Source organism: Kribbella sp. NPDC050281 (genome assembly GCF_040655855.1).
Lineage (GTDB): Bacteria > Actinomycetota > Actinomycetes > Propionibacteriales > Kribbellaceae > Kribbella.
In genome coordinates this window covers 183,532-199,714 of sequence record NZ_JBFAKS010000003.1, presented here as the reverse complement: position 1 = coordinate 199,714, position 16,183 = coordinate 183,532, and the positions used below count along the sequence as shown (strand labels likewise).

At 69.3% G+C, this 16,183-nt stretch carries 12 protein-coding genes; 5 read left to right on the top strand and 7 right to left on the bottom strand.

Translation table 11 applies throughout. The annotated features are described in order from the left end of the window. Positions 1-30: 30 nt before the first annotated feature. The 3 genes from AB0I34_RS05195 to acnA all read left to right on the top strand — a co-directional run bounded on the left by AB0I34_RS05195 (position 31) and on the right by acnA (position 7,782). Positions 31-3,909, top strand: coding sequence for a hypothetical protein (locus AB0I34_RS05195; protein WP_360439680.1), 3,879 nt, complete (start codon positions 31-33; stop codon positions 3,907-3,909). A 10-nt stretch (positions 3,910-3,919) separates the two neighbouring features. Further along, positions 3,920-4,852: an LLM class F420-dependent oxidoreductase gene (locus tag AB0I34_RS05190; protein WP_360439678.1), complete on the top strand. Its 933-nt coding sequence runs from the start codon at positions 3,920-3,922 to the stop codon at positions 4,850-4,852. Between the two features lie 143 nt (positions 4,853-4,995). Beyond that, the gene (gene acnA, locus AB0I34_RS05185; RefSeq protein WP_360439675.1) at positions 4,996-7,782 is read left to right on the top strand and encodes an aconitate hydratase AcnA; all 2,787 of its coding nucleotides are present in this window, start codon (positions 4,996-4,998) and stop codon (positions 7,780-7,782) included. 77 nt (positions 7,783-7,859) lie between these two features. On the opposite strand, the gene AB0I34_RS05180 is transcribed toward acnA, so the two are convergent. Together AB0I34_RS05180 and AB0I34_RS05175 are read right to left on the bottom strand one after the other, a co-directional pair. Then, on the bottom strand, positions 7,860-8,915 hold the full coding sequence (locus tag AB0I34_RS05180; protein ID WP_360439672.1) for a hypothetical protein: 1,056 nt from the start codon (positions 8,913-8,915) through the stop codon (positions 7,860-7,862). Next, complete coding sequence (locus AB0I34_RS05175; RefSeq protein WP_360439669.1) at positions 8,912-9,517, bottom strand: RNA polymerase sigma factor; 606 nt, start codon at positions 9,515-9,517, stop codon at positions 8,912-8,914. The genes AB0I34_RS05180 and AB0I34_RS05175 overlap by 4 nt, the downstream gene beginning before the upstream one ends. A gap of 81 nt (positions 9,518-9,598) precedes the next feature. Here AB0I34_RS05175 and AB0I34_RS05170 point away from each other — a divergent pair, with 81 nt between their 5' ends. Together AB0I34_RS05170 and AB0I34_RS05165 are read left to right on the top strand one after the other, a co-directional pair. Then, positions 9,599-10,162 (top strand): HEAT repeat domain-containing protein, encoded by a 564-nt coding sequence (locus AB0I34_RS05170; protein ID WP_360439666.1) that lies wholly within the window; start codon positions 9,599-9,601, stop codon positions 10,160-10,162. Positions 10,163-10,225: 63 nt separating this feature from the next. Then, positions 10,226-11,869 carry an alkaline phosphatase D family protein gene (locus AB0I34_RS05165; RefSeq protein ID WP_360439664.1) on the top strand — a complete coding sequence of 548 codons (1,644 nt, stop codon included), beginning with the start codon at positions 10,226-10,228 and terminating at the stop codon, positions 11,867-11,869. Here AB0I34_RS05165 and AB0I34_RS05160 read toward each other — a convergent pair. The 5 genes from AB0I34_RS05160 to AB0I34_RS05140 form a co-directional block, all read right to left on the bottom strand. Further along, positions 11,866-12,282 carry an HIT family protein gene (locus tag AB0I34_RS05160; protein ID WP_360439661.1) on the bottom strand — a complete coding sequence of 139 codons (417 nt, stop codon included), beginning with the start codon at positions 12,280-12,282 and terminating at the stop codon, positions 11,866-11,868. The two genes, AB0I34_RS05165 and AB0I34_RS05160, sit on opposite strands and share 4 nt — an antisense overlap. Then, on the bottom strand, positions 12,282-14,189 hold the full coding sequence (locus tag AB0I34_RS05155; RefSeq protein WP_360439658.1) for a Na+/H+ antiporter: 1,908 nt from the start codon (positions 14,187-14,189) through the stop codon (positions 12,282-12,284). The genes AB0I34_RS05160 and AB0I34_RS05155 overlap by 1 nt, the downstream gene beginning before the upstream one ends. A gap of 97 nt (positions 14,190-14,286) precedes the next feature. Further along, complete coding sequence (locus AB0I34_RS05150; RefSeq protein WP_360439655.1) at positions 14,287-14,871, bottom strand: dihydrofolate reductase family protein; 585 nt, start codon at positions 14,869-14,871, stop codon at positions 14,287-14,289. 4 nt (positions 14,872-14,875) lie between these two features. Then, the gene (locus AB0I34_RS05145) at positions 14,876-15,373 is read right to left on the bottom strand and encodes a DUF402 domain-containing protein (RefSeq protein WP_360439652.1); all 498 of its coding nucleotides are present in this window, start codon (positions 15,371-15,373) and stop codon (positions 14,876-14,878) included. Between the two features lie 204 nt (positions 15,374-15,577). Beyond that, positions 15,578-16,090, bottom strand: a complete 513-nt coding sequence (locus AB0I34_RS05140) for a DUF402 domain-containing protein (RefSeq protein WP_360439649.1) — start codon at positions 16,088-16,090, stop codon at positions 15,578-15,580. Between the last annotated feature and the right edge of the window lie 93 nt (positions 16,091-16,183).

Genomic DNA, 16,183 nt, shown 5'->3' with positions numbered 1-16,183 from the left:
GGCCCTGGATTCCAATGCGCTGGAGACCTGATGCCGCTCGTTGACCTGGACGACCCGGAGGAGTTGCGCGCCCGCTGGACCGCACTCGCCGCGGTCGCCCATGCCACCGGGTTCGACCGGCGGTGGTACGCCGACGAGGACGGGTACCACCACCAGGACGAGACCGGGTCGGTGCTGCGGATGGTGCGGCTCGAGGACGGGCGCGCTGTGCTGTTCGGGTTCCAGACCCAGCACAGCCAGACGAGGCGCGCCGACCTGCTGGCGGGGTCGCCGGACTGGATCGGCCAGCCGGAGGTGCGGCGTCGCCAGACCGCCGGCGAGCTCGGGTTCGTGTACGGCGCGTTCAACGGGACGTGGGCGCGAGCGGCGTACCCGGGAGACCCGTGGCAGCCGGCCGAGGACGGGTTCACGCAGATCGGGCAGTGGATCACCTCGGACTCGGACGCCGCCGCGGAGATGATCGAGTGGGTCGCGGAGTGGGCGGACTACCTCGGTGGACTGGACGAGTTGCAGCCGTTCGGGGTGCAACTGATCCAGACCGCCGGCTCGTCCGGGATCTCCTTCGAGGCGCTGCGGGAGTTCTTCGATCACTTCGAGATCGACGCGCGATCGCCGGTCCAGCCGGACCTGCCGTCCGGTGTCGTCGCGGCGGAGGACTTCACCCGGAACTTTGCAGTCGCGGAAAGTTTGGCCGACGACCCTGACACAGCCGAGGTGTCGGTCGTTGAGGATGTTGTGATTGGAGCATCCGACGGGCCACTCCCGGTGGACGAGGAGGACGAGCAGTCCTTCATCGTGCCGCCCGGCATCAGCCCGTTCACCGGCCAGCCGATCGACGAGGCCCCACAGGTCCCGTCGTACGAGCAGCCCGTGTACGACGAGCAGCCTGGGTATGAGGAACCTGCGTACGAGGGGCCTGCGGTGTACCAGCAGGTCGCGTACCGGCCGGAGGCGCCGGCGGAGTACGGGGTCATCAATAAGAAGCAGGGCTGGCTGCGGCGGCGTAAGCACGACAACGCGCCTGAGCCCGAGCCTCCGGCCGGCTTCGACGGCGGTGGTGCGGCAGGTGGGCCGGCTCCTGGGACGTACCTGCCGGACGATGTGTCGGGTGGTGGGCTGCCGGTGTACGGCGGTGGGCTGCCTTCGTCGGAGCCTCCGCGTGTCGGTGGCGGGGTGCACGAGGGGGAGGACTTCTACGCGAGTCTGTTCGCGGACGGCCCCTCTGCTGCGTCGTACCAGCAGGACGCGGCCGAGCAGGACTGGGAGACCGCCGAGCAGGCTGGCTGGAGCGAGCAGGAAGCCACCAGCGAGTACAACCCGTTCGCCGACGAGCCGGCCGCACCCGAGCCTGAACCCGAACGCGAATGGGTGGGCGGGGCCTGGATCAACGGGCTGTGGGTCGAGGATCCCGCCAACTACCAGCCCCAGCAGGTCGCCCCCTCGGATGGCGATGAAGCCCCGACCGCCGAAATAGCCGCCGTCCCCGACGTACCCACGCCAGAGCCTCAAGCAGCCCAGTCGCCTTTCGCCCCGGTCAACCCGGGACCCCAGCAGTCACCATCCGTCGCCGAGGTCGCACGCGACGAGGCTGCCCCCACACGCGACCAGGCCGGCGTTGAGCGGGGCGAGGCTGGCGTCGCGCGGGGCGAGGCCGGCGTCGCGCGAGGCGAGGCTGGCGTTGCGCGGGGCGAGGTGGACTCGTCCGAGGATGGGGACGAGGAGGAGTTGGCGTCGTTCACCGGGCCCTCGCCGTTCGCGCCGGTGGCGGTGGCGGTGGAGGAGCCCGAGGACGATCAGACCGTTGAGGTTCCTGCGGTTTCGGTCGACGAGCTGGACGACCAGACGGCCGAGGACCCGGCCGTGTCCGCGGACCTGCCTGAGGCTCCGGTCGAGGCTAAAGCTCAAGTCGAGCCTCACCCTCAGCCGCAACCGTGGCCGCAGCCTCAGCCGGAGCCCTGGCCGCAACCAGAGCCCCACCCGGCGCCCTGGCCGCAACCGGACCCACAGCCGTCGCCAACACCGGACCCGTTCCCGCGCCCCGAGCCCCACCCGGAGCCCGCGCCGGACCCGCAGCCGCACCCAGAGCCAGATCCGGACCCCCAGCCATGGCCCGACCCCGAGCCAGAACCGCTCACCCCGGAACCGGACCCGACCCCTCAGCCACAACCAGAGCCCGACCCAGATCAAGGGCCCTGGCCGGCCCCAGACCCCGACCCCAACCAGTGGACTCAGCCCCACGCCGAGCCCCATCCCGACCCGAACCACCGGACCCACCCCGGCCCCGCGCCTCAGCACGACCCGAACCACTGGCCGCAGCCCGGCCCCGCGCCTCAGCACGACCCGAACCACTGGCCGCAGCCCGGCCCCGCGCCTCAGCACGACCCGAACCACTGGCCCCGGTCGGAGCCGGCTTCACAGCCGGAGCGCGAGCACGAGCGGTGGGCTCAGCCCGTGTCCGAGGCCGCCCACTACGAGCAGTCCGAGCAGGAGAACGCGCCCTGGCACCACCCCGATCCGGAAGACGAGCGGTGGGGACAGGCTGAACCTGCACAACCGCAGCAGGGTTGGGCCCAGGCCGAGCCGGGGTCGGCTCCGCAAGCGTCGCCGTCACAGGCGTCGGGGTCGGACGTGTGGGACGAGTCCCAGCGCGGTGCCTGGCAGGCGGAGGACGCTGGTGCGTACTCCGTGCCGGTGGCGGATGCGGACGCGCCGACCGGGGAGATCCCGGTGATCGAGGACGACGTCGCCGCGGAGCCCGCGCCGATCGTGAATGCGCACGAGGCGACCGCGGCCTCAGGTCCGATGGACGACGAGGTGCCGACCGGCCCTGTGCCTGTGGTGAACGCCGACGCCAGATCCCAGAACGACGACGTGCCCACCGGGCCTGTCCCGGCGCTGGGAGCGGCTGGCTTCCCGACTACGGACAACGACGACGTGCCAACCGAGTCGGTCGTGCACACGAACGGCTTCCCGACTACGGATAACGACGACGTGCCGACCGGGTCGGTCGTGCAGACGAATGGCTTCCCGGGTGCGGACGACGATGTGCCGACTGGGTCTGTGCCGGTGGTGCAGGCGAATGGCTTCCGGGGTGTCGATGACGATGTGCCGACCGGGTCTGTGCCGGTCGTGCAGGCGAACGGCTTCCCGGGTGCGGACGACGACGTGCCGACTGGGTCGGTGCCGGTGGTGGCGGCCGACGGCTTCTCGGATGACGACACGCCGACGGGTGCCGTGCCGGTGGTGGGTGCGGATGACGATGACATGCCGACGGGCGTCATACCGGTGGTCGGCGCTGACGGCCCGCCGGAGTCGGATGGGGTGCCGAACGGCGTCAGTCCAGATGTAGGTGTCCCGGCGGCTCGGGTCATCGATCGGATGTCGATCCCTGGGCTCGCGCTGGCGGGTTCTGATGGGCCGGGCATCGAGCTCGTGCCGGGGTCGATCGAGGAAGCGCTGCGAGCCGAGGTGGAGCGTCCCCGGCCGCGACCGCAGGAGTCGGTGGCGTTCGAGGCGTTGCATGCGTGGTGCCGCGCGAGGACCGCGATCACCCCATCGGGGTTCACCATCCAGGTCCAGGTGCTGGACCCGGCCGCGCCGTCGTACCGGTTCGACCTGGAGCCTCCGGACGTGGACGACCCGGAGTTCGCCGCGGACAAGCTGAGCGGGCTGCTCGGCGACCTGTGGGTGACCGAGGCGGAGAGCGAGCTCGGCGGTTGGTTGTTCGCCCGGATCGACGCGGCGGGCCGGACCATGCGGGTGGACCGGTGGTACGACCGCGTCCCGGACTGGTGGGACAACCCGGTCGAGCCGCGGCTCGACGTCAACGGTCTGGTCCGGCGGCTGTACGGTCGCGGTCCCCAGTGGCAGCCGTCGTACCTGGAGAGGCTGTACACGAGCGCAAGATAGCGTTGGCGCCATGCTTCTCAGGATCTTCACCGAACCCCAGCAAGGTGCCTCGTACGACGATCTGCTCGCGGTGGCACGCAAGACCGAGGAGAACGGGTTCGACGCGTTCTTCCGGTCCGACCACTATCTGGTGATGGGCGACCACGACGGCCTGCCCGGACCGACCGACGCATGGATCACGCTGGCCGGCCTGGCCCGTGAGACGCGGCGGATCAAGCTCGGCACGCTCGTCAGTTCGGCGACGTACCGCAATCCGGGCGTGCTCGCGATCACAGTCGCGCAGGTGGACCAGATGAGCGGCGGCCGCGCCGAGCTGGGCCTCGGGGCCGGCTGGTACGAGGCGGAGCACAAGGCCTACGGCTTGGACTTCCCGGACACCCCTGGCCGCTTCGACCTTCTGACCGAGCAGCTCGAGCTGATCACCGGCCTGTGGGACACGCCGGTGGGGGAGAAGTACGACTTCGTCGGCAAGCACTACCAGCTGACCGACTCGCCGGCGCTGCCGAAGCCGGTCCAGCAGCCACACCCGCCGGTCATTGTCGGCGGTGCGGGCAAGAAGCGTACGCCGGCCCTCGCGGCGCAGTACGCGAGTGAGTTCAACGCCGGGTTCCGCTCGGTCGAGGAGACCGAGACGCTCTTCAAGCGGGTCCAGGCGGCCTGCGAGGCAGCCGGCCGCGACCCCCAGACGCTCGCCCTCTCGACCGCACACACCGTTGTCGTCGGCAAGGACGACGCGGAGGTCAGGCAGCGCGCCGACGCGATCGGCCGCGACGTCGACGACCTGAGGCAGAACTCGATCGCCGGCACCCCCGCCGAGGTCGTCGATCGCCTCGGCCGGTTCGCCGCGGCCGGATCGCAGCGCCAGTACGTCCAGATCATGGACCTGCAGGACCTGGACCACCTCGACCTCATCGCCGCCGAGGTTCTTCCACAGGTTTCCTGAAGGTTCACGAGGGTGGCTCGATGTCGTGTATCTTGATGTCGAGAGAGTTTGTGGCGCGAGGTTAGGGCAACCTGACCTCGCGGCCGGGCCGGGTGCTCGGCAGGATGGGTTCAGCGAACAGGACCGGATAGAGGAGCAGGCTGATGGCCAGCGTCGACAGCTTCGGTGCCAAGGGTGCACTCGAGGTCAACGGACAGTCGTACGAGATCTTCAGGTTGGCGGGCATCGAGGGCGCGGACACGCTGCCGTACTCGCTCAAGGTGCTGCTGGAGAACCTGCTGCGCACCGAGGACGGCGCGAACATCACCGCCGAGCACATCACGAAGCTCGGCAGCTGGGACCAGAACGCGGCGCCCGACACCGAGATCCAGTTCACCCCGGCCCGGGTGATCATGCAGGACTTCACCGGTGTGCCGTGTGTGGTCGACCTGGCCACCATGCGCGAGGCGGTCGCCGAGCTCGGTGGCGACCCGACCAAGATCAACCCGCTCGCCCCGGCCGAGCTGGTCATCGACCACTCGGTCATCACCGACGTCTTCGGCCGGCCGGACGCGTTCGAGCGCAACGTCGAGTTCGAGTACCAGCGCAACGGTGAGCGCTACCAGTTCCTCCGCTGGGGCCAGACCGCGTTCGACGACTTCAAGGTCGTCCCGCCGGGCACAGGCATCGTGCACCAGGTGAACATCGAGCACCTCGCCCGCACTGTGATGACACGCCGTGACGGCTCTGTTGTGACTGCCTACCCCGACACCTGCGTCGGCACCGACAGCCACACCACGATGGTGAACGGTCTGGGCGTGCTCGGCTGGGGCGTCGGCGGCATCGAGGCCGAGGCGGCCATGCTCGGCCAGCCCGTGTCGATGCTGATCCCGAAGGTCGTCGGCTTCAAGCTGACCGGCGCGGTGCCGGCCGGTGCGACCGCGACCGACGTGGTGCTCACCATCACCCAGCAGCTGCGCAAGCACGGCGTGGTCGGCAAGTTCGTCGAGTTCTACGGCGAGGGTGTCGCGGCCGTTCCGCTGGCGAACCGCGCCACGATCGGCAACATGAGCCCGGAGTTCGGCTCCACCTGCGCGATCTTCCCGATCGACGACGTGACGCTGGACTACCTGCGGCTGACCGGTCGCAGCGACCAGGACGTCGCGCTGGTCGAGGCGTACGCCAAGGAGCAGGGCCTGTGGCACGACCAGTCGGTCGAGCCGCGGTTCTCGGAGTACCTCGAGCTGGACCTGTCGACCGTCGTACCGTCGATCGCCGGGCCGAAGCGGCCGCAGGACCGGGTCGCGCTGAGCGAGGCCAAGGAGGCGTTCCGCGGTGCGCTGACCGACTACGCGACCGAGGAGCTGGACGTCGACCCGTCGGAGACCGGGAGCTTCCCGGCCAGCGACGCGCCGAACGGTCACGGCAACGTGAACGACGAGCCGCACGTGCCGCACGGCGGCCCGGGGCGTCCGTCGAAGAAGACCACGATCAGCATGGACGGCGCGGAGGTCGAGCTCGACCACGGCCATGTCGTGATCGCGAGCATCACCTCCTGCACGAACACGTCGAACCCGTCGGTCATGCTGGCGGCCGCCCTGCTGGCGAAGAACGCGGTCGACAAGGGCCTGGCGTCCAAGCCGTGGGTGAAGACGTCGCTCGCGCCCGGGTCGAAGGTCGTCACCGACTACTACGAGAAGGCCGGCGTCACGCCGTACCTGGAGAAGCTCGGGTTCCACCTCGTCGGCTACGGCTGCACCACCTGCATCGGGAACTCCGGCCCACTGCCCGAGCCTGTCTCGGCCGGCGTGCAGGAGGCCGACCTCGCGGTCGTCTCGGTGCTGTCCGGGAACCGGAACTTCGAGGGCCGGATCAACCCCGACGTCAAGATGAACTACCTGGCGAGCCCGCCGCTGGTGATCGCCTACGCGCTGGCCGGGACGATGGACTTCGACTTCGAGACCGATGCCCTGGGCAAGGACACCGACGGCAACGACGTGTTCCTGAAGGACATCTGGCCGGCCGCGGACGAGGTCGAGCAGGTGATCGCCTCCTCGATCAACAAGGAGATGTTCACCAAGGACTACGCCGACGTGTTCGCCGGTGACGAGCGCTGGCAGTCGCTGCCGACGCCCGAGGGCAAGACCTTCGCCTGGGACGCCGACTCGACGTACGTGCGCAAGCCTCCGTACTTCGACGGGATGGCGAAGGACCCGGAGCCGGTCACCGACATCGCCGGTGCCCGGGTGCTGGCCAAGCTGGGCGACTCGGTCACCACCGACCACATCTCCCCGGCCGGTTCGATCAAGGCCGACAGCCCGGCCGGCACGTATCTGGCCGACCACGGCGTCGCGCGCAAGGACTTCAACTCGTACGGGTCGCGCCGCGGCAACCACGAGGTGATGATCCGCGGCACGTTCGCGAACATCCGGCTGCGCAACCAGATCGCGCCCGGCACCGAGGGCGGCTTCACCCGCGACTTCACCAAGGACGACGCCCCCGTCACCTCGATCTACGACGCGGCGCAGTCGTACGCCGAGGCCGGTACGCCGCTGGTGATCCTGGCCGGCAAGGAGTACGGCTCGGGTTCGTCGCGGGACTGGGCCGCCAAGGGTACGGCGCTGCTCGGCGCGAAGGCCGTGATCACCGAGTCCTTCGAGCGGATCCACCGGTCGAACCTGATCGGCATGGGTGTTCTCCCGCTGCAGTACCCCGAGGGTGAGACCGCCGAGTCGCTCGGCCTGACCGGCGAGGAGACGTTCGACATCACCGGCGTCACCGCGCTGAACGACGGAGAAGTCCCGAGCACCGTGCACGTCAAGGTGACCTCGCCCGACGGCTCTGTGAAGGAGTTCGACGCCGTGGTCCGGATCGACACCCCAGGAGAGGCCGACTACTACCGCAACGGCGGCATCCTGCAGTACGTGCTCCGCTCCCTGATCGCGGGCTGAAAGCAAGCGGGCTGACAGCAACAAAAGTACGGCGTACCCCGGCCCCTCAACCGGAGTACGCCGTACTCGTCTGTGGACTACTTGCAGCCGAGGCCGTCCACGGAGCCGGACTCCGCATCGGGGGTCCTCGTCAGCCCTGCCGGCGCCTGGTCCTTCGCGATGCTGTCGGCGTAGGACCAGAGCACGCGCGGGTAGTCGCCGCCCTTGGCCATCTCCTTCAGGATCGGCCAACTGTGGCTGGTCTTCATCGCGGCGACCGCTTCGGCAACCTTCGCCTTGTCACCGGACTTCTTCGCCGCGGTCCATTGGTTCAGCCACGCGCAGCTGACGGCACCGGTGACGCGGGCTCCGACCTGGTACCGGTCGTTGACGGTCTGCTGGTAGAGCGGCGCCTTGTCGAACCCGTCCGGCAGTGGCAGGCCCTCGAGCATGCCGTCGACGGCCTTCTTGTTGTCGGCCGGCTTGACCGCTGACGCGGGCAGGGCGTCGAGCCACTCGTCGACGCCGACCGACTTCAGCTTCCCGATCAGCTCGCGGTACGCCGCCTCCGAGCCGAGGTCGGCGCGGATCTCGAGGAAGTTCGTGCCCTTCGGCTCCAGGATCGTGGTGAAGTCCGTGGAGTCGTAGTACCGGTAGATCGTCCCGTCCTGGCCGAGGAGCTCGATCGGCTGGTGGGTGTTGCCGTGGGCCCGGTCGTCGGAGTACGTCGTGTACTGGTTCGCCGGCCGCCAGAACACATCGAGGCGCTGGTTGCCGTGGGCAAATGTCATCTCACCGAGGTCGGCGGTGAACTCGTCGACCCGGCTGACCTTCCACCCGGGCGCGTCGACGAGCAGCCGCTGGTTCGCTTCCGCGACAGCGCGGACCTGAGCGGCGTACGCCGACGTCGGTGCGACGGGGTTGCCGCGCGGGAAAAACACACCGGTGAGCGCGACGACGATCGCCGCCGCGGCCGCGACCAGGATGATGGTCCGGCGCCGGCGGTTCGGTCTGAGCTCGGGGGTCGGTGCGGTGGTGGTCACGATCTCCTCCAACAGGTCGGATGCGGCGGCATCGGCCGGCAGTCGCCGGACCGAGTCGTCGCCGAACGGGTTGGCCCGCGCGAGCAGCCGGTCGAGCTCGTGGTCGTTCATTGCTCCTCCTGAACCGCTGGCGCGTGCTGGTCATCCCGTACGTGTCCGGCACCGGTGAAAGCGTCTCCGACGACCCGGCGCAATCTCGCCCGGGCCCGGTGCAACCTGGTCCGGACGGTGCGGGCCGGGACACCGAGCACGACCGCGGCCTCACGCGGGTCGAGGCCGTCCCAGCCGGTGAGCATGAGCAGTTCCCGATCGCTCTCGCTCAACTGGGCGAGTGCCTCCCGGATCGCAACCGTCGAGTCGGCCAGGCTGGTCTGGTCCGGCGCGGCCTCGGCCAGTTGCAAGCGCAGCCGCTCGGCCAGCCGGTCCCGCCGGATCTCGCCGCGCCGGTGGTTGGCGAGGACGCGGCGGGCCACGCCGTACAGGTACAGCCGTGCGGTGCCGTCGACCGGTACCTCGTCGAACCGCCGCCAGGCCACGAGCATGGTGTCCGCGACGATGTCGGCGGCGTCGTCGGGCGACGCCACGCGTCGCAGCGCATAGCCGAGCAGTTGCCGGTAGTTGTCCTCGAAGAGCTCGCGGAAGCGGAGTTCACGATCCGAAACGGCGCGAAGTGCCACCGGTCGGGGTCGGGGTGGACTCGGCGTACTCGTCATATCGGATCCATGTCCGGGACCGCGGGGGTCGTTACAGGTCGGCGTCGAGAATTTGTCGGCGGGTGCGGCTTTACTGACCGTATGGCTGCTGAGGGTCGTGACCATCCCCGCGAGGTCGTGCTGCGCGCGTGTGCCGAGCACGGGCAGGACACGGTGATCGACTGGTGCATCGCCTTCCTCACCGGGGAGATCTCGGGCGAGGACGCGTACGGCGCCGACCTGCCGAAGCTGGCCGCGATCACGGGCAGCGCCAACCCGGGTGGCTGGTCGGCGCCGGTCGACCCGGTGAACTACTACTGGATCCGGGTCTGGGCGGCCCGGGTCTTCCTCTACGTCTGGCGCGACGATGTCGTCGACGCACTCCTGGTCGCCGTGAAAGACCCGGCCTGGCGCGTTCGTGAGCACGTCGCCCGCATCACCGCAAAGCACGAGCTGGGCCAACTGGCGGACGCGCTCGTCCCGGATCTGTCGCACGAGCTTCCCCGGGTCCGCGCCGCGGCCGCCCGGGCGATCGGGGCCGCCGGCGAGGCCGAGCACGCGGAGTCGCTGCAGGAGTTGACGGACGATCCGGACCCGTCCGTGCGAGCGGCCGCCGAGGCAGCGCTGGCCCGGATGGAGAAGCGACTGGATCGCAGCTTCGACTGACAGTCCACCCAGGTGTCACCTGGATGTCAGGTCCTCGCTGCCCTCGGCGGGAACGGTCGGCGCATGGAGACCTCCCGTAGATCCGTCCTGAAAGCCGGTCTGGCTTCCACTGCGGCTGTGGCCGGCCTGACCTCGACCCTGACCACCCCGACGACTGCTGCCGCGACCCCGGTCCGGCAGGACCCGTTCACCCTCGGCGTCGCCAGCGGCGACCCGTGGCCGGACGGGTTCGTGCTCTGGACCCGGCTCGCCGTGGATCCGGTGGCCGACGACGGCCTCGGCGGCATGCCGAGCCGCGCGTACGCCGTCCAGTGGCAGGTCGCCACCGACGAGCGATTCCACCACGTGGTGCGCTCCGGCGTCGCCGTCGCCCGCCCCGAGCACGCGCACTCCGTCCACGTGACCGTCCAGGGCCTGCATCCGGGCCACGAGTACTACTACCGCTTCCGCGCCGAAGGCCACGTGTCTCGTATCGGCCGGACCCTGACAGCGCCCGCCCGCGGTACGACGCCGCGCGAGCTGGCGATGTCGTTCGTCTCCTGCTCCCAGTTCGAGCACGGCTGGTTCACGGCGTACCGGCGGCTGGCGCAGGACCGCCCCGACCTCGTCCTACATCTGGGCGACTACCAGTACGAGTACACCAAGAACACGTACGTCGCTCCCGGTGGGAACGTCCGCGACCACGACGGGCCGGAGACCACCGACCTGGCGTCGTACCGGCAGCGGCATGCGCAGTACAAGAGTGATGAGGACCTGCAGGCGGCGCACGCGGTCGCGCCGTGGCTCGTCGTGTGGGACGACCACGAGCTCGACAACAACTGGGCCGACGAGACCCCGGAGAAGCCGGAGGACGGTTTCCTCGCCCGCCGCGCCGCGGCCTTCCAGGCGTACTACGAGAACATGCCGCTGCGCGCGTCGTCGAAGCCGCGCGGGATCGACATGCAGCTGTACCGGCGGGTGAAGTGGGGCGAGCTGGCGACGTTCCACATGCTCGACACCCGGCAGTACCGCGACGACCAGGGGTGCGACGACGGGTACAAGGACTGCCCGGCCGCGGTCGACCCGAAGCGATCCATCACCGGTGCGCGGCAGGAGAAGTGGCTGATCGACGGGTTCCGCCGCTCGGAGGCCCGATGGGACATCCTCGGCCAGCAGGTCTTCTTCGCCCAGCGCGACAACAACGAGGGACCGCTGAAGCTCACCTCGATGGACGCCTGGGACGGGTACGTCGCCTCACGCGCCAGGATCACCAAGGGCTGGGTCGACGCGCGGGTCCGGAACGCCGTCGTACTGACCGGTGATGTGCACGCGCACTGGGCGTCGGACCTGAAGCCGGACTACGACGACCCGACGTCGGCCACGGTCGGGTCGGAGCTGATCTGCTCGTCGATCACGACCGGCGGCGACGGCGCCGACTCCGGCACCACCGCGCACCCGTGGCTGAAGTGGAACCCACACCTGAAGTTCCAGAACAACCTCCGCGGTTACGTGAACACCACGATCACCCGCGACTCCCTGGTCGCCGACTTCCGTACCGTCCCGTCGGTCCGAACCAAGGACGCCGAGGTCTTCACCCGAGCCCAATTCACCATCGAGGACCGCCACCCCGGCCTCAACCTGACCGCCGACAACCCACCAGCCGCCGCCCGCACCCTGGCCGCATCCACCGCGAACGACACAGTCGCCTGGGAAACCGCCCGGCCTTAACCGGCCAGGGCGGCCCGTAGTTTGCCGGCGTACTCCGCGGCTTCGGATTCGTCGGCGTACTTGGTGCGGGGCCAGAAGAAGCCCCGTAGTCCGTCCCCCTTCGTCCGTGGCACGACGTGCACATGGAGATGGGGGACGGACTGCGAGACCACGTTGTTGACCGCGACGAACGACCCCTGCGCATCGAACGCCGTACGCACCGCGGAAGCCACCGACCGGGCCGCGCCGAACAGCGGCACCAGGAGCTCGTCGGTCATCTCGACCATGGTGAGTACGTGCTCACGCGGCACGATCAGCGTGTGGCCCTTGAAGACCGGCCGGATGTCCAGGAAGCCGACGACCTCGGGGGTCTCCAGCACGATCTGGGCCGGCGTCGTACCGGCGATGATCGAGCAGAACAGACAGTCCGCCATCAGCCGAGCTTCTCGTCCACGAAACACCACCGCCAGTTCTCACCCGGTTCGAAGCTGCGCATCACCGGGTGCTTGGTCTCCTCATAGTGCTTGCTGGCGTGCTTCATGACCGACGAGTCACAGCAGCCGACATGGCCACAACCCAAGCACAGCCGCAGATGCACCCACGTACTGCCCTCGGCCAGGCACTCCTCACACCCGTCCGGCGTGTTCGGCGGTAGCACCAGCGGAGCCTGCTCGAGGTGCTTGCAGGCGCCGCCTGGCGGCATCTTGATCCGCAGGTCCTCGGACTGCCCGCCAACGTCGTCGTCCTCGTCGCGATCGAGGACGGACTCCTCGATGTCGAGTGCGATCTGCGCCCGCTGCAGCACCTCGTCGGCGACCAGCCCCGCGTCCCGGACCTTCAGGATGTGCTCCCGCTCGGCCCCCAGCATCGCGATCCGCAACCGGCGGTACGCCTCACTGGGAGTCTCGTACTCGGTCTCCGGCCGGCCGAGCCGCTCCCACGCGGCCTGTGCCCGTGCCTCGCCCCGCTGACGCAGAATGTCGAGCACTTCCGGCGGGTCATCCGGCCCGGCGATCTCATCCAGCTTCTCGATCGCGGCACGATGCGCTCCCTGCAGTACGGCGGCCTCCTGCAAGGCATCCTCCGCCGGGTCCGGTCCGGGCAACCGCACCCGCCGTACCACCCAGGGCAGCGTCGATCCCTGCACGAGCAGAGTGCCCGCGGTCACGGCCAGAGCGATGAACACCAGGACTTCGCGGTCCGGCGTGTTCTCCGGCAGCGTGAACACCGCGGCCAGCGTCACCACACCGCGCATGCCCGCCCACGAGACGACGATCAGCGCCTGCCAGGACACCGGTCCGGGCCGGGAGGGACCGAGGACCCGCCGGGACAGCAGAGTGGTCGGGATGATCCACATCGGCCGGAGCAGTACGACGGCGAGGTACACGGCGATCGTCGTCGCCGCGATCAACCAGCCCGGCAGCGGGCTCTCGGACAGATCGTCCAGAATCCACCGGGTCTGCAGGCCGATCAGCAGGAAGACCGTGTTCTCCAGCAGGAACTGGAACGTCCGCCAGTTGGTGCGCTCCGACATCCGCGACTTGGCCGACTGGATGATCGGCGCCTTGTGGCCGAGCAGCAGCCCGGTGACGACCACGGCCAGTACGCCCGACGCGTGCACGTAGTGGTTCTCGGCCGCGATGTAGGCGATGAACGGCGCGGTCAGGCTGAGGGTGGTGTCGAGCACCGGGTCGGTGAAGCGGCGACGGACCTTGGCCAGCACGAAGGCGACGAGCAGGCCGATCGCGACACCGCCACCGGCCGCGCGGAGGAAGTCGAGGCTGACGTCCAGGACGGTCGGTGCGACCACCGCCGCCGCGATAGCCGTCCGGAGACAGACCAGCGCGGTCGCGTCGTTCAGCAGGCTCTCGCCCTCGAGGATCGTGACCACCCGGCGGGGGAGACCCACCCGTTTCGCGATCGCGGTCGCGGCGACGGCGTCCGGCGGCGCCACGACCGCACCGATCGCGAAGGCGGCCCAGAACGGCAGTGGCTCCTGACCCTGGGACTCCGCGACCACGCCGAGCAGCCAGTACGCGACCAGGCCGACGCCGAGGGCGGTGAACACGACCAGCGCGACCGACAGGAGTCCGATAGAGCGCCGATGCTGGGCGAAGTCGACCAGGCTGGTCTTGATCGCCGCGGAGTACAGCAGCGGCGGAAGGAAGCCGACCAGGACGACTTCGGGCTCGAGTTCGACCCGGGGGACGAACGGGAGGTACGACGCGGCGATCCCGATGACCACCAGCAGCAGGGGAGCCGAGATCCCGAGCCGCCGGGCCAGGGCGGCCCCGGCCGCGACCACGGCGACGAGGGCCACGACCTCGATCGCGATATGCACGCGCACAGTGTGGCAGTGCGGAACCGGTTCGGCCCCCTCGGTTCGCCCTCAGCGGAGCCGGGACCTGGTCAGTGGGGCCGCCGATGACGCTGAGCGTTCACCGCACCACGCGGTAGCGCAGGTGGGTGACCTCCTGCGCGCGGTCGACCTCGTCGCGCGAGGTCAGCTGCCGCATCAGTTCCAGCTCGACGTGATCCGGCGGCAGGTTGTCGAACAGGCGGCGCCCCTGACCGAGCAGGACCGGTACGACGTGCATCTCGAGCTCGTCGACCTCACCGGCCTGGAGCAAAGCCTGCGTCGCGCCGGCCCCGTGCACCATCACGTCTCCGTCGCCGGCGGCCTCGCGTGCCTGCGCGGCGCACTCGCGTGCGTCTGTGACGAAGTGAACGGTGCCCGGCGGCGGTCCGTCCGGCACGTTGTGCGTCAGGATGAACATCGGAACGCCGTTGTGGTGGTCACCCTGCCAGTGACCGGCGTGTTCATAGGTACGGCGTCCCGCGATCAGCGCCCGGGTGGCCATCGACTCCTCGACCACCTGGCCACTCACTCCCGGGTCGTTGCGCCGGTCGAGCCAGTTGAACAGCCGGAACCCGCCGACCCCCATCGGATCGTCCATGCTGTCCTGGGGACCGGTCACGTACCCGTCCAGCGACATGGTCATGTACACCCGGATCGTTGCCATCGGGCTACCGCACCTTGTCCAGGTAGGTCTTGTAAACGGTCAGGAACGGCTCCTCGGTCACGACCGCCCCGACCAGCCAGTCGCAGGTCTCCCGCGCCGTCTTGATCACGTCGGCCGGGTAGCCGTACTTCACCTGGTGCTCGGCGAACTCGTCCTCGTCGTCGACCAGGACCGTCGTTCCGTCCCGCCGCCGGATCACGTCGAGATCGAGGTCGATCATCGTGAACACGTCCTCGCTGAACTCCACCGGCGTGGTGATGTCGCAGTAGATCTCGGTCCAGCGGGGCTCGTCGTTGAAGGCCGCGGTGAACCACTTGTCCCGCGGGAACAACTGCACCACCGCCTGCGACTGGACGATCTCCGGCTCGTCGCCGCGCTGCGCCACCGAGTTCGGCGGCGCCCCGAGCCACACGCCGTACTCGTCCTCGCCCAGGGAGCGCATCCACTGGTGCCAGTGCAGCTTCTCGTCGTACTTGCGATAGACCACCCGGACGTTCCGCATGCGCTCAACCTATCGGCGCAGGGTTGCACCCCTGTCCAGATCGCCGGCCCCAGATCTGCAGCTTCGTGCAACTTTGCTCTGAGGTGTGGACCAGACACGCTTGGTGTTCGAGCATGGTCCGGTCGGCTCTTAGGAGACCGGCGCCGTTGATCGGCCCTTGCCGGCTCAGGGGGGCTCCTAGCCGGTGGGGGCCGGTTGGTGTGCTCAAGCGGTCGGATTGAGCGCGCGGATCTGCTCCAGGTACGGCAGGTACGCCGTGGTGAAGGGTTCTGTGGTGAGGATGTGGGCGGCCAGCCAGTCGCAGGTGGCTTGCGCAGTGGCGACGACCTGCGGCGGGTAGTTGTACTTGACCTGGTGCTGGCGGAACTCGTCCTCGTCCATCACGTGCACCGTGCCGTCGCGCATCAGCCGGATGTCGAGGTCGAGGTCGACGGTGGTGACGGTGTCGACGCCGAACTCGGCCGGCATGGTCACGTCGCAGTAGATCCGGGTCTGGTGCGGGTCGTCGTTGAACAGGGCGCTCCACCATTGGCCGTGCGGGAACAGCCGGACCCGGTGGTGATCGATGGAGACCCAGGTGCCGTCCGCGCGGCGGCCACGCTGGCCCGGCACCGAGCCGACCCAGAGGCCGTGGTCGTCCTCACCCAGCCGAACCGCTTCCACCAGGCGATGCGGCTGTCCGTCGTACTTGCGGAACAGCGTCGTGACCATCTCCATGCGATGACTGTAAGTGAAGACCGAACCATCCAGCCGCAGCCGGCGTCTTGGAGTGTGAGATTGACCCGGTGCCCGCTATCGGGTTCGGATTCC